Source organism: Amycolatopsis sp. NPDC026612, assembly GCF_040638285.1.
Classification (GTDB): Bacteria; Actinomycetota; Actinomycetes; order Mycobacteriales; family Pseudonocardiaceae; genus Amycolatopsis.
In genome coordinates this window covers 43,803-57,803 of sequence record NZ_JBEZYB010000018.1, presented here as the reverse complement: position 1 = coordinate 57,803, position 14,001 = coordinate 43,803, and the positions used below count along the sequence as shown (strand labels likewise).

Below are 14,001 nucleotides of genomic sequence, written 5' to 3'. Positions count from 1 at the left end.
CCTGGTCGTCCAGCGGCGTCCCCGGCCGCAGGTGACACAACGCCCGTCCGCGCCGAGCTCGTGCTGCCTGAGCAGCGCTCGCCAAGCGGCGGCCAGCCGGCACGCCTCCGCTCCCGCATGCGAAGGAATTCCCGAGACCCCCGAAGGCTCCCGACCCCGATCCGGAACCCTCGTCCCCAGAACTCCTCGCAGGTATTTTTGTACCCCTTCGGCCAGCAGCCCAAACAGCACCGCGTCCACACCACACTACCCCCTCAGTCGAACTCGTGTTCGATTACGGGGTCAGTTGTACCGGGTGGGTACGACGATTCCGGCGGCGATCGTCGGGATCGCCGCCGGATTCACTCGGACGGGTAGAGCCAGAGGCTAGAGCTTCACCATCGGGACGCTGCCGATCAGCATCAGGCGGACCTTGCCCGCCTGGCCGAAGTCGATCGTGGCCGTCGCGCGCGGGCCGACGCCGTCACACGAGATCACGGTGCCGAGGCCGTACTTGTCGTGGCTGACGCGGTCGCCGACGTCCAGCTTCAGGGCCACCGTGTCCTTCCAGCCCTTGCCGAACGACGGCGTGCCCGAAGAAGACGGCGACGCAGACCGGCGGCCGCCCCAGGTGGTCGCCGCCCGCGGGGTGCCGCGCGAGCCGGAACCGAACGAGCCGAAGCCGCTGCTGGACGGCTCCAGCCGCCGCCAGTCGACGAGGTCCGGCGGCAGCTCGTCGAGGAACCGCGAAGCCGGGTTCATCGACGGCTGGCCCCACGCCGAGCGCGTGATCGCGCGCGAGACGTACAACCGCTTCCTGGCGCGCGTGATCGCGACGTACGCCAGGCGCCGTTCCTCGGCGAGCTCCGTCGGGTCGCCCAGCGCCCGCATGTGCGGGAAGACGCCGTCCTCCCAGCCGGTGCAGAACACCACCGGGTACTCCAGGCCCTTCGCGGTGTGCACGGTCATCAGCGTGACCACGCCCGCGCCGCCGTCGCCTTCCTCGCCGCCGTCGGGCGACGGCACCGAGTCCGCGTCCGCGACCAGCGACACGCGCTCGAGGAACGCCGGCAGCGAGCCCGGCGCCGGGACGCCGTCCTCCACGACCAGCTCGGCGTTCTCGTCCGCGACGACCTCGGCGGTGATCTCGGTGAACTCACGGGCCACGGTGACGAGCTCGTCCAGGTTCTCCACGCGCGTGTGGTCCTGCGGGTCGTCCGACTCCTCGAGCTCGGCGCGGTAGCCGGTTTTCTCCAGCACCGCTTCGAGCACGTCGTGCACCTCGGCGCCGTCCGAAATCAGCACACCCAGCTCGTCGAGCATCGCCACGAACCCGCCGATCGCCTTGACCGAGCGCGGGTTCAGCAACGGCACCTTGCCCTCGACAGCCTCCCGCAGCGCCCGCGCGAACGAGATGCGCTCGCGCTCGGCGTGCGTCGCCACGACGGCCTCCGCGCGGTCGCCGATGCCGCGCTTGGGGACGTTCAGCACGCGGCGCAGGCTGACCGTGTCCTCGGGGTTCGCCAGCACCCGCAGGTACGCGATCATGTCGCGGACCTCGCGCCGCTCGTAGAACCGCACGCCACCGACGACCTTGTACGGCAGGCCGAGCCGGATGAAGATCTCTTCGAAGACACGGGACTGGTTGTTGGTGCGGTAGAAGACGGCGACGTCGGAGTAGTCGGCTTCGCCCTTCTCGGCCAGCGCGTCGATCTCGCCCGCGACGAACGCGGCTTCGTCGTGGTCGTTGTCCGCGACGTAGCCGACGATCTTCTCGCCCTCGCCCGAATCGGTCCACAGCCGCTTCGCCCGCCGGTTCGGGTTCCGCTCGATGACGGCGTTGGCCGCGGAGAGGATCGTCTGCGTGGAACGGTAGTTCTGCTCCAGCAGGATGGTGTGCGCGTTCGGGAAGTCCCGCTCGAACTCCTCGATGTTGCGGATCGTCGCGCCGCGGAAGGCGTAGATCGACTGGTCCGCGTCACCCACGACGACCAGCTCGGCCGGCTCGACGCCCGCCTCGTTCGGCGTGGTCCCGGCCAGCTCGCGGACGAGGGTGTACTGCGCGTGGTTCGTGTCCTGGTACTCGTCGACCAGCACGTGGCGGAACCGCCGCCGGTAGTACTCGGCGACGTCCGGGAACGCCTGCAGCAGCGAGACCGTGCGCATGATGAGGTCGTCGAAGTCGAAGGCGTTGGCCTGGTTCAGCCGCCGCTGGTACTCGCCGTAGACCTCGGCGACGCGGCGCTCGAGGTCGTTGCCCGCGTTCGCCGCCGCGGTCTCCGGGTCGGTGAGCTCGTTCTTCAGGTTCGAGATGTGCACGGCGAGGGTGCGCGCGGCGTACCGCTTCGGGTCGATGTCGAGATCCCGCGCCACCAGGGTGATCAGCCGCTTGGTGTCGTCGGAGTCGTAGATGGAGAAGCTCGACGACATGTCCAGCGTCTTGGCTTCCCGGCGCAGGATCCGCACGCACATCGAGTGGAACGTCGACACCCACATCGCGTTCGCGCGGCGGCCGACGAGCGCGGCGACGCGCTCGCGCATCTCGGCGGCCGCCTTGTTGGTGAAGGTGATCGCCATGATTTCGCCGGGGTGCACCCGGCGCTGGCCGAGCAGGTAGGCGATGCGGCGGGTCAGTACCCGGGTCTTGCCCGATCCCGCGCCCGCCACCACCAGCAGCGGGCCACCGGCGTGGGTGACGGCTTCGCGCTGGGCGGGGTTCAGGTCGTCGAGCAGCTCGGCCTGCCCGCCGGCGGCGGGCTTGCGCACAGGGGTCGCGGCGGGGAGATCGAAGAGGGTGTCCATCGTGCGTCCACGCTACCCCGGGCGGCCCGGGCTGCGGCAGAAGCGTTGCCGAGGCGGCTGATCCGGCGGAGTGGCTCGCGAACGTCGTGCCGGAACCGGCCGGGCCGTGGCTACCGCGGGAGGCGTAGCGGGAGGTGTCGCCTGCCGCCCGACGCGCCGTGGTCCCGGCGCGCGGAGCATCGGCGGACATGGAAGACACCAGCCCCGGCCGCCTCCGAGCCGCCGACGCCGATCGCGAACGCGTTGCCACCACCGTCCAGACCGCCGGTGCCGAAGGCCGGCTCACCCTCGACGAGGTCGAAGAGCGCCTCACCCGGGTCTACGCCGCGCGGTTCACCGACGAACTGGCCGTGCTCACCACCGACCTGCCGCGGCCGGCGCCGCCCCGGCCCGGTTTCCCGCTCACCCGGGAGTCGCTGCGGCGCCATCCCGCGCTGCGCGTGCACCTTGCGGTGGCGGTCGCGGTCGCGGTGCTGGTGATCGTCCGTTGGGCGGTGCTGGGCGCCGGTTTCTTCTGGCCCGCGTTCCCGGTGTTCTGGCTCGCGGTGAGCGTCTTGGCCCATGCTCGCGTGCGCTCGTTCCGGGAACGTGCCGGTGCCGCTGTGCCATACTGAGCGCATGCGGCACCACGCAGAGCGATTTTTTTACGGGACCCGGACTCCGGCTCCCGTGATCGCGTAGTGCCCGAACCGCCATCACGCCAGCCCCGGAGTCCACGGACCCGGGGCTGTCGCCGTCCCTGGGCCGGGTCCGGGCTTCGAGGAAGAGGTCCCGATGAACGCACACGCGACGAACGCCGACGGCCAGCCCGCCGAGCACACCCCCGCGGGCGACGACATCGCGTCGCTCCGCGAGGAGATCGACTGGCTGGACAAGGAGATCCTGCGGTTGGTGAAACGCCGGGTCGAGGTGTCCAAGACGATCGGGGCCGCGCGGATGGCCGCCGGCGGCACGCGCATCGTCTACAACCGCGAGATGGACGTGCTCGCGCGCTACCGCGAACTGGGCCCGGAAGGCCGGCAGCTGGCCATGGCGCTGCTGAACCTGGGCCGCGGGCGGCTCGGCCGGTAACGGTTGCCGAATTCGGGGACTTCCCCGAGGCACCGGCGGCCCGGGGGCGGCAGACTGAGGCCATGGACTGGCTCGTGAACCTCATCGCCGTGATCGTCGCCCTCGTGAGCGTGCTGGCCGCGTTGGGCCATGTGGGGTATCTGGCGTTGCTCAACAACGCGGCGGGTAAGCGCGCCGGGGGCGCTCCGGTCGCCCAGTACGTCCGCAGCCGGTGGGCGGTTGCCGGCGGTACGACCGCGGCTTCGCTGTTCGCCTGGTTGCTCACGGCCGGGGGAACGACGCTCGACGTCTTCGCGATCATCGTCGCGGCGGGTAGCGGTGCGGTGGCGACGAAGGCGCTGCAGTCCACGCGCGACCGTTACCGCACGGGAGGCTGAAACCCCTGATCAGGGGCGATGGCGCTGCGTGAAACTTCGCAGCGTCACCATCGCCCGTTCGGTCGCGCCCGACCGAGTGAAACCTGTGCAACTTGCAGGTTTGGAGGCGACTTTCTCCGCCGGATGCTCCTAGGGTTGACGCCGTGATGACCCTTGCGTCTGGGTCGGGCACTGCCCGCAGGACGCGCGGGGGCACTGGCCCCGCGCGTCCTAAGTCGCGTGCGCGTGCATTTGCGCAGGATTCCGAACAGGATTCCGCGCGTGAGGGTGCTCCGTTCGGGTCGTCTCGGTGCCCGACGGCGTCAGGACCGCACCGCGGGGTGGTCCAGCCCACATGAGCAACGGCATGGAGTTCCGCGGACGCGGCACCGCACCCGCGCATCCCGGGCGGCATCGGCGCGATGGCGCGGAGAGCTGGACGCCGCCGCTGCCCCAGCACCGGCCCGTGCGGCACCACGCGGCAGGCCAGGCGCCGGCCGCGACGCCGATGTCCGGGACCCACCCTTTTCCGCGCTACGGCGCCGGACCCGCGCCCGCCGAGACGCCGATGTCCGGCTGCCTGCCCTTTCCGCACCAGACCGCCGGTCCCGCGCCGGCCGACCCGCCGATGTCCGGATCGCTCCCGCTGCCCCAGCCCTCGCTGCCCCAGCCGTCGCTCCCCCAGCCGTCGCTGCCCCAGCCCCGTGACCGGCCTCCCGCGCCGCCGCTGTTCCCCGCCTCCCACGGCAGCCTCCCCCTCGACGCCTTCGAACACGACGACCTCGAGGACGACGAGCTCGACGACAACGGCTTCGATGACGACCTCGAGTCCGCCCCGGCCACCGAATCCCGGGCCGACCAGGCCGCCCGGCGTACCCGCGTCTCGCTGGCCGCCCCGGCGCCGCGCGGGGTGGACGTGGACGTGGACGAAGACGACGCCCGCATCTACTCCGCGCCGCCGATCGACGGGCTGGGCGGCTTCACCATCGGGTCGGTGCCCGCGTCCGTGACACCACCGAAGACCTGGCGGAAAGCCGCGTGGTTCGCCACCGGTGCCTCCGGTGCCGTGGTCGTCGGGCTGCTGTGCGCCGGATCGTTCCTGGTCGAGAAGGCGCCGGTGGACCAGGCCGCGCAGGGCGCGTGGCCGGGCTACCAGGGCGCGCCGGCGGTCGCCGAACCCACCGGTGAGCTCCGGCCGCCCACGGAAGGCGGTTCCGCGGCGGGGCCGGAGAGCGCGTCCCGGCCGCAGAACCCCGCCGGGAAGACCCGCGGAGGCGGTGGCGCCGGTCCCGTCGACGGCGCGGCTCCCCCGCCGGCCGGCCGCACCGGCGCGCCGGAGACGGTGGTGACCGGCCCCGCAGCCCCGGCCGATCCGGGCGCGTCGCCGCGGAAGCCGCCGGTCACACCCGCCCAGCGCGAAACCCCGGTCAAGCCGCCGTGGTGGTACTCCTTCCCGCCGGACGCCCAGACCATGGGGGACAACTCGGAGCAGTTCTTCAACACCGTCACCACCGATCCGTCCGCGGCGTCGTCAGTGACCACCGGCCGGCTGCACGACCAGGGCCCGCAGGCGCTCGCCGAGCGGTACGCCGGCATCGCCTACTTCGAGGTCAAGAAGGTCAGCATCGACCAGCAGCGGGGCGTCACGGTCAACACGGTCGAGGTCACCCACACCGACGGGACCAAGACGACCGAGGAGCGCACGCTGACGTTCGGCGACGGTGACAAGATCACCGCTGACGGTCAGTAGCCGATCACGCACGTGCGGTTCGCCCGTTCTGATGCACGTGCGGTGCGCCGAGCGGTTATGCCTGGTCCGGGTGGGTGACATAAGCTGCCGCTCGTCGTATGGCGACGGCATTCCGGCGACAGAGCCTGGTGGTGGCCGTCCGCACAGGGTTACCTGACGACAGCGGATCCGGAACCGGCCACGAGTCGGCCGTCCGGACCAACGGCTCCCCGGCGAACGGCCGAGTGGCCGTCCCCGGAACCCAGAGCGAGGACTTTCGTGCTTGATCGGCAGCGCACACGGCGTGAGACACCCCACGCCGTCCGCGTCGAGGACGTCATCCCGGCCGAGATCCTGGACGGCGTCGCCGACGCCGAACGCGACCACCTCGAGCGGGTCTTCCGCGACCCGCAGAAGTTCCTGCCGTCGCGGACCGAACCGGCCCGCGAGCCGGAGCAGACCGAAGACGGCGATGAGCCGGAAAGCCGGTTCGCGCGCCGCGCGAAGCTGACCGGGCTCGTCGCCGCGGGTGCGCTCGTCGCCGGTGCCGTGATCGCCGCGCCGATGCTGACCAGCTCCCACCGCGCCGCGTCCTCCGGCGGCCAGAGCACGCCCGCCGGCTTCAGCGGCGCCGCGGAGCTCGGCGGCCTCGCCGTGCCGCAGCACCAGGCCGGTGGCAGCGCGCCGGAGCAGCACGGGCCGGTGACGCCGGGCACGCACTCCGAGGACCCGCCGACGGTGTCCCACCCGTCGAACGGCAGCCCGCGGACCCGGACCGCGCCGGTACCGGCCACCCCGGTACCGGACACCGCGGCCGACGCGCGCAGCGCGAGCCGCAAGATCCAGGCCGTCAAGGACTTCTACGCCGCCATCGCCCGCGACTCGGCGGGCGCACTGGCGCTGCTGAGCCCGGCGCTGGTCGACGGCTCGGCCGGCGAGCTGGTCCGCACCTGGAGCTCGATGGACGCCATCGACGTCCAGGAGGCCGACACGCAGATCAAGCCGGACGGCTCGATCCTCGCGGTCGCGACGCTGCACCGGCCGGACGGCGCGCTGGTGCGCGTCACCCAGCTGTTCCGGGTGGCCGACACCGGCGGGTTGATCACCGAAGCCGAGCTCGTCTCGGCCCAGTACATGTAGCCCACCGCGATCACCCGTTCACCCGTGGCTCAAGTGCCCGTGCCGATTTCGTGTGCGCAGAGTGAGCGCCTAGCCTTGTCACGGGCCGGTCTCGGAAAAGCCGGTTCAGAGCCCACGACATCTGCATACGCTCCAGCGAAGCGGCCTGCTCGTGGCCGCGTCACCAGGCACCAATCCGCACGCCCTGGTGAAGTCGGAGCCCCAAGGGAGGTCGCGTGAGCGACGAGGGTCGTCTGGTCGCCGATCGATACCGCATCGTCGGCCGGATCGGCACGGGCGCGATGGGGGCCGTCTGGCAGGCGCACGACGAGGTGCTCGGCCGCACGGTGGCCATCAAGCAGCTCCTGCTCCAGCCGCACCTGGACCAGCACGACGCCGAGGACGCCCGCCAGCGGACGATGCGCGAGGGCCGGATCGCGGCGCGGCTGCACCACCCCAACGCGATCTCCGTCTTCGACGTCGTCACCGACGACAACGGGCAGCCGTGCCTGATCATGGAGTACCTCAACTCCACCAGCCTGGCCGCCGTGCTGCAGGACCGCCGCACGCTGCCGCCGACCGAAGTGGCGCGCATCGGCGCCCAGGTCGCCGCGGCGCTGCGCGAGGCCCACGCCGTCGGGATCGTGCACCGCGACATCAAGCCGGGCAACATCCTCCTCGGCGCCAACGGCGTCGTGAAGATCACCGACTTCGGCATCTCCCGGGCCAAGGACGACGTCACGGTCACCAAGACCGGGATGATCGCCGGCACCCCCGCCTACCTGGCCCCCGAAGTCGCCATCGGCGGCGAGCCCGGCCCGGAGTCCGACATCTTTTCGCTCGGCTCCACGCTCTACGCGGCGTGCGAGGGCCAGCCGCCGTTCGGGCTGTCCGAAAACACGCTGAGCCTGCTGCACGCGGTCGCGGCCGGGCAGATCAACCCGCCTCGCCAGTCCGGGCCGCTGGCGAGCGTGCTGGCCGTGCTGCTGCACCCGGAAATCGAGCACCGGCCGACCGCCGAGGAGTGCGAAGAGCTGCTCGCGGCCGTCGCGCGCGGCGAGACCCCGCTCGGCGGCCCGGCGGACGAGACCATGATGGCGGCGTCCGCCGGCGTCCTCGGCGCGGCCGCCGTCGCCGACCCGCACGCGACCCAGATGTTCGACGAGGTCCCCGCGGGCCACTCCGGCACGCTGCTGGCCGGCGCGGCCCCGACGCAGGCCGTGCCGTACTACGACGAGGACGACTACCCGGAGGCCACCGGCTACCCGGAGGACGACTACGACGGGTACGGCCACTACCGCGACGACGACCACCAGGCGGCCGGGGGCGTGCCGCCCGGGCTGGCCGCGACCCGAGCCGTGCCCGTCCCGCCGCACGAGCAGAGCGGGTACGAGGACGACTACGACGACTACGACGACGAGCCCGCCCCGCCGCCACCGCCCCGGTCGCGTCCGCAGCTGAGCCCGGTCGACGAGGACGACGAGAAGCCCGGCGCGTGGAAGCGCCCGGCGATCATCGGCGGCGTCGTGGTCGTGGGCCTGGTCGCGCTGGTCGTCTGGCTGCTGAGCCCGAACAACCCGGAGGCGCCGGCCGCGCCGGTGTCCAGCAGCAAGCCGAAGCCGGTCGCGACGTCGGAATCGCCGCCGTCGACGACGGAGGAGTCGTTCACCACGGCCGACGTGCCGCCGCCGGTGTCGGAGACGTCTTCGACGTCGAAGCGCGTGACGACGTCGCGGAGCTCCGAACCGGAAAAGACCACGACGCCGAAGACGACTACGCCGACGAAATCGTCGGTCGTCGAAACCACCCCGTCGCCTCCCGACTCCAGCTCCCCTGCTCCAACGAGCACGCCACCAGCCGGTGCATGATCGAGGTCAATCTTGAGTTCTGAAGGCACCATCGTCGGCGGCCGGTTCCGGCTGGACCAGCCGATCGGCCGCGGCCGCGCGGGCATCGTGTGGCTGGCGTTCGACACGCGGCTGTTCCGGACCGTCGCGATGAAGCGGATGTACCTGCCGGTCGGGGCGGGTGCGCGCGCCGAGCAGGCACGGGCGGCCGCCATGCAGGAGGGCAAGGACGCGGCGCGGATCGACCACCCGTGCGCGATCAAGGTGTTCGACGTGCTGCCCGACGGCCAGGACGTCTGGCTGGTGATGGAGTACATCCCGTCGCGCAGCATGGCGACCTTCCTCGCCGAGCACGGCAGGCTCTCCCCCGATCAGGCGGCGCTGCTGGGCATCCAGCTCGGGAACGCACTGGCGGCCATCCACGCGGCCGGGTTCGTGCACCGCACCCTCGAGCCGGGCACGGTGCTGCTGGCCGACGACGGCGGCGTGAAGCTCACCGACATCGGCATCAGCGGCGGCGGGCCGAGCCCGGCGTACGTGGCGCCCGAGGTCGCCCGCGGCCTGCCGGGCACGCCGGCGGCGGACGTCTTCTCCCTCGGCGCGACGCTCTACACCTCCGTGGAGGGTGTGCCGCCGTTCGGCGACGACGGCCAGTCGTCGGAACGGCCGCCGCACAACTCGGGCGTCCTCACCGAGGCGCTCCGCAAGATGCTGCGCGCGGACCCGACGACCCGGCCGACGATGACGGACACCGTCCAGTCGCTGAAGGCGATCACCGAAGGCCGCGAGACGGGGTTCATCCCGCCGACGGCTCCCGGGATGCCGCCGCCACCCCTCCCGCCCTTCAACCCCGGGCTGGCAGCCGCGGGGCCGCCGATGCCGCCGTCGGGACCGCAGTTCCAGCAGCAGCTGCCGGTCGCCGCGCCCGGCTACTCCTCGGCGGAGGAGACGCAGCGGATGCAGCCGGTACCGCCGCCGACGCAGTACGCGCCGCCGCTCGCGCCGGGCGCCCAGCCGCAGGCCCAGGAGTGGAACCTGCCGGTGTCGAAGAAGACGCTGGTCACCGTGGCCGCGATCCTGGTGGCGGTGCTGGTCGGCATCCTCGTCTCGGAGCTGTTCTTCGTCTAGTGTCGTTGCAGTACTAGGCGACCTTGGCGGTCGCCGCACGCATGGCGCGCAGCAGCGTGCGGACAGCCGGGTGCCCCCAGGCCCGGGACGCCACCGCGGCGTGGATCGCGCGGACCGGCTCCGGGTGGCGGATCTTGCGGACGACCACGCCGGGGTGCGGGGTGCCGAGCCCGAGTTCGGGGATCAGGCCCACGCCGATGCCGGCGGCGACGAACCCCTGCGCCGTCTGGTAGTCCTCGGACTCGACCACGACGTTCGGCGCGAAGCCGGCGGACGCGCAGGCACCGAGCAGGATGTCGCGGCAGACGCCGGGCAGGCCGTCGACGCCGACCCAGGGCTCTTCGGCGAACTCCGTGAGGTCCAGCACGCGCTTGCGGGCCAGCGGGTGGGTCTTCGGCAGCACCGCCCGGTACGGGTCGTCGAGCAGGTGCACCAGTTCGACGCCCTTGGCGGGCGGGGTCTTGCGCGGGAAGACGGTGATCGCGACGTCCGCCTCGCCGGACTCGACGTCCAGGATGGGGTCGTCGAGTTCGACCAGCTTGAGGTCGAGGCGCACGCCCGGGTGCTCGCGGCGGACCGCGGCGATGGCGGGCGGGACGAGCGACGCACCGGCCGTCGCGAAGTAGCGGATCGAGACGCGGCCGATGCGGCCCTCCTTGAGCTCGGTCAGCGCCGCTTCGGCCTTGGCGAGCTCGGCGCTGAGCGTCTCGGCGTGCTCGCACAGCAGCGACCCCGCCGGGGTCGGCCGGACGCCCCGGCCGACGCGTTCGAGCAGCTCGGTGCCGGCCTCGCGTTCCAGCGTGGACAGCTGCTGGCTGATCGCGGACGGCGTGTAGCCGAGGTTGCGGGCCGCGGCGGTGATCGACCCGCTGGTGATGACGGCGCGGAGGACCTGCATGCGGCGGACGTCGAGCATGCCCCGATCGTACAGTGCAGCTTAAGTGTCCCTGCAGTTATTTTCGCTTGTCCTTACGTCTGCCCCGGGTGAAGCTGACGCTGAAATCGAAGGAGGACTGGGGTGGGCGAGACGAAGACCCTGCTCAGGATCGCCGCGCTGGCGCTGATGTGGGGCTCGAGTTTCTTCTGGATCAAGCTGGGACTCGGGATGTTTTCCCCGGTGCAGCTGGTGCTGGCGCGACTGGTGCTCGGGGCCGCCATGCTGCTGGTGCTGTGCCGCTTTCAGCGGGCGCGGCTCCCGCGCGACCGCCGGATGTGGGGACACCTGGCGGTGGCGGCGTTCTTCCACAACGCGCTGCCGTTCCTGCTGTTCGCGATCGGCGAGACCACGGTCGATTCGGGGATCACCGGGGTGCTGAACTCGACGACGCCGCTGTGGGTGCTGCTCGCGGCGCCGATGATGGGATCGTCGTCGCGAATGACCGGGACACGGCTGGCCGGGCTGGTCGCCGGCCTCGGCGGGATCCTGCTGATCTTCGCGCCGTGGCAGGCGTCGGGGCTGCTGAGCTGGGGCGCGCTGGCGTGCCTAGCGGCGGCGGCGAGCTACGGCTTCGCGTTCGTCTACGAAGGCAAGTACCTGTCGGACCCGTCGCTGTCGCCGTACGCGACTTCGGCCGGCCAGATGCTCCTGGCCAGTGGGATGCTGCTCCTGGCGCTACCGGCGGGCGGGTTCGCGCCGGTGCAGGTGTCCACGGGGCCGCTGCTCGCGATCCTGGTCCTGGGCATCGGCTCGACGGGCTTCGCGTTCGCGCTGAACTACCAGCTGCTGGCGAGCGAAGGCGCGGTGGCGGCGTCCGTGGTCGGCTATCTGCTGCCGGTCGTGTCGGTGCTGCTCGGCGCGCTGTTCCTGGGCGAGCAGCTGCACCTGCGGGTGATCGCGGGAATGGTCGTCGTGCTCGGCGGGGTGGCGTTGACGCGGATCCCGAAGCGGGTGCCGGCGGAGCCGGCGCTCGAACGGGTCTAGACCAGGCGGCGGTCGGAGGCCCAGCGGGAGAGCTCGTAGCGGTTCGACAGCTGGGTCTTCCGCAGGACGCTCGACACGTGCGTCTCCACCGTCTTCACCGAGATGAACAGCTCCGACGCGATCTCCTTGTAGGCGTACCCGCGGGCCAGCAGCCGCAGGACGTCCCGCTCGCGCGGGGTCAGCAGGTCCAGCTCGGGGTCGTTGATCGGGGCCGAGCCGGGGCGGTCGGCGAACGCGTCCAGCACGAAGCCGGCCAGCCGCGGCGAGAACACCGCGTCGCCGTCCGAGACGCGGACCACCGCGCGGACCAGTTCCTTCGACGAGATCGTCTTCGTCACGTACCCGCGCGCGCCGGCGCGGATGACCGCGATGACGTCCTCGGCCGCATCGGAGACCGAGAGGGCCAGGAACACCACGTCCGGCAGCTCCGGGCGCACGCGGCGCAGCACCTCGGCGCCACCGCCGTCGGGCATGTGCACGTCGAGCAGCACCACCTGGGGCTTGGTCCGGACGATTCCGGCGACGGCCTCGGCCACCGAGCCGGCCTCGCCGACGACGCGGACCTCGTCGGTGATCGAGTCGAGCTCCGTGCGCACCCCCGCGCGGAACAGCGCGTGGTCGTCGACGAGGAACACCTTGACCGGTTCACGCTGGCTTTCCGTCACGTCGTCGAGCATAGCCGCCTCACGCCACTCCCTTACCGGCTTTCACCGGCATGGCGAGCTGCACCTCGGTGCCCTCCCCCGGCGCGGTGCGGACCTTGCACGTGCCGCCGTGCCGGGTCATCCGGCCGCGGATCGAGTCGGCGAGCCCGTGGCGGTCGTCCGGGACGAGGTCGGGGTCGAAGCCCTTGCCGCGGTCGCGGACGAACACCGTGACCGCCGTCGGCTCGACCTCGGCGAAAACGCTGACCTCCTCGACGCCGGCGTGCTTGGCGGCGTTGACGATCGCCTCCCGGGCGGCCTGGACGAGGGCGACCAGCGATTCGTCGAGCTCGGCGTCGCCGACGACGACCTGGCCGACGGAGATCGCGAAGGTGTCCTCGACTTCGCCGCACGCCGTCGCGAGCGCTTCGGACAGTTGCCCGGCGGCTTCTTCGACGTTCTCGGCCGGCTTGCCGTAGCCGTTCGGGCCGTAGAGCCAGCCGCGCAGCTCGCGCTCCTGGCTGCGGGCCAGCCGCGCGACCTCACGCGGCTGCTCGCTCTGCTTCTGGATCAGGGCGAGCGTCTGCAGGACGGAGTCGTGCAGGTGGGCGGCGATTTCGGCGCGTTCGTCGGTGCGGATGCGGGCCTTGCGCTCGTCGGAGAGGTCCCGGACCAGCCGCAGCCAGAACGGCACGGTCAGCACGGCGACCCCGATCAGGGTGGCGATGACGGCGATCAGCGCGAACTGGACCTGGTCGAGGCTGCCGCTGCGGAGCACGACGACGCCGATGCCGGTGATCACCAGCGCGACGCCGGCGACGATCCGGATGGCGGCCGACCAGCCGCCCCCGCCGAGGAACGCCCCGGCGAAGCCGTCCTTCGCGCCGACCTTCCAGCGGCGGCGCTGCGATTCGTCGGCCTCCCGCCAGACCACCGCCGCACCGAGCATGGCCACGGCCAGTGGCACCGCGATCCAGCCGCTGATGAACCCGGTCAGCGTCCCGCTGGCGACGGCGAGGCCGACACCCAACGCGATCAGGCCGAACGCCTGCTGGCGTTCCTTCCGGGTCGGCGCGTCCGCGGCTTCTTCGGACTGCTGCTGGACGAACACCCAGAGGAGGCCGTAGGCGAGCAGCCCTGCGCCGTTGAGCGCGGCCAGCAGCGCGAAGGCCGTCCGCGCCCAGACGACCGGGACGCCGAGGTGGTCGGCGAGACCGCCGGCCACCCCGGCGATGGCGCGCCCGGACCGGCGCCGGTACATCTTCGGCGTGGCCGGGTCCGTGGTGGCCGGGATCGCCTGCTCGGCGGTGACGTGGTCGAGGGACTCCTGCACGCCGTCCATGGTCACACGCACCGGTGTCCGGTTCCATCGGGGAAACCCCTGATCCGGTGGCAGACTGTGGTC

General features: G+C 72.1%; 12 protein-coding genes. 8 read left to right on the top strand and 4 right to left on the bottom strand.

Annotated elements, in window-relative coordinates; all coding sequences use genetic code 11:
- Window positions 1-366 precede the first annotated feature (366 nt).
- On the bottom strand, window positions 367-2,781 hold the full coding sequence (gene pcrA, locus AB0F15_RS18895) for a DNA helicase PcrA (protein WP_360271490.1): 2,415 nt from the start codon (window positions 2,779-2,781) through the stop codon (window positions 367-369).
- 188 nt (window positions 2,782-2,969) lie between these two features.
- Between pcrA and AB0F15_RS18890 the strand changes: the two genes are divergently transcribed.
- From AB0F15_RS18890 to AB0F15_RS18860, 7 genes are all read left to right on the top strand, one after another.
- The gene (locus tag AB0F15_RS18890) at window positions 2,970-3,395 is read left to right on the top strand and encodes a DUF1707 domain-containing protein (protein ID WP_360271488.1); all 426 of its coding nucleotides are present in this window, start codon (window positions 2,970-2,972) and stop codon (window positions 3,393-3,395) included.
- A gap of 160 nt (window positions 3,396-3,555) precedes the next feature.
- The gene (locus AB0F15_RS18885; RefSeq protein ID WP_354825454.1) at window positions 3,556-3,852 is read left to right on the top strand and encodes a chorismate mutase; all 297 of its coding nucleotides are present in this window, start codon (window positions 3,556-3,558) and stop codon (window positions 3,850-3,852) included.
- 62 nt (window positions 3,853-3,914) lie between these two features.
- Window positions 3,915-4,229, top strand: coding sequence for a hypothetical protein (locus AB0F15_RS18880; RefSeq protein WP_360271486.1), 315 nt, complete (start codon window positions 3,915-3,917; stop codon window positions 4,227-4,229).
- A gap of 334 nt (window positions 4,230-4,563) precedes the next feature.
- Window positions 4,564-5,958: a hypothetical protein gene (locus AB0F15_RS18875; RefSeq protein WP_360271484.1), complete on the top strand. Its 1,395-nt coding sequence runs from the start codon at window positions 4,564-4,566 to the stop codon at window positions 5,956-5,958.
- A 258-nt stretch (window positions 5,959-6,216) separates the two neighbouring features.
- Window positions 6,217-7,077, top strand: a complete 861-nt coding sequence (locus AB0F15_RS18870; RefSeq protein WP_360271482.1) for a hypothetical protein — start codon at window positions 6,217-6,219, stop codon at window positions 7,075-7,077.
- A gap of 215 nt (window positions 7,078-7,292) precedes the next feature.
- Window positions 7,293-8,924, top strand: coding sequence for a serine/threonine-protein kinase (locus AB0F15_RS18865; protein WP_360271481.1), 1,632 nt, complete (start codon window positions 7,293-7,295; stop codon window positions 8,922-8,924).
- 12 nt (window positions 8,925-8,936) lie between these two features.
- A complete protein-coding gene (locus AB0F15_RS18860; protein ID WP_360271479.1) occupies window positions 8,937-10,031 on the top strand; it encodes a serine/threonine-protein kinase in 1,095 nt (364 codons plus the stop codon).
- 13 nt (window positions 10,032-10,044) lie between these two features.
- On the opposite strand, the gene AB0F15_RS18855 is transcribed toward AB0F15_RS18860, so the two are convergent.
- Window positions 10,045-10,947 (bottom strand): LysR family transcriptional regulator, encoded by a 903-nt coding sequence (locus AB0F15_RS18855; RefSeq protein ID WP_360271478.1) that lies wholly within the window; start codon window positions 10,945-10,947, stop codon window positions 10,045-10,047.
- Between the two features lie 102 nt (window positions 10,948-11,049).
- On the opposite strand from AB0F15_RS18855, the gene AB0F15_RS18850 reads away from it, so the two are divergent.
- Window positions 11,050-11,952, top strand: a complete 903-nt coding sequence (locus AB0F15_RS18850) for a DMT family transporter (RefSeq protein ID WP_360271476.1) — start codon at window positions 11,050-11,052, stop codon at window positions 11,950-11,952.
- Here the strand turns inward: AB0F15_RS18850 and AB0F15_RS18845 are convergent.
- Together AB0F15_RS18845 and AB0F15_RS18840 are read right to left on the bottom strand one after the other, a co-directional pair.
- On the bottom strand, window positions 11,949-12,629 hold the full coding sequence (locus tag AB0F15_RS18845) for a response regulator transcription factor (RefSeq protein ID WP_360271474.1): 681 nt from the start codon (window positions 12,627-12,629) through the stop codon (window positions 11,949-11,951). The genes AB0F15_RS18850 and AB0F15_RS18845 overlap by 4 nt on opposite strands.
- A gap of 7 nt (window positions 12,630-12,636) precedes the next feature.
- Window positions 12,637-13,944 (bottom strand): PspC domain-containing protein, encoded by a 1,308-nt coding sequence (locus tag AB0F15_RS18840; RefSeq protein ID WP_360271683.1) that lies wholly within the window; start codon window positions 13,942-13,944, stop codon window positions 12,637-12,639.
- Between the last annotated feature and the right edge of the window lie 57 nt (window positions 13,945-14,001).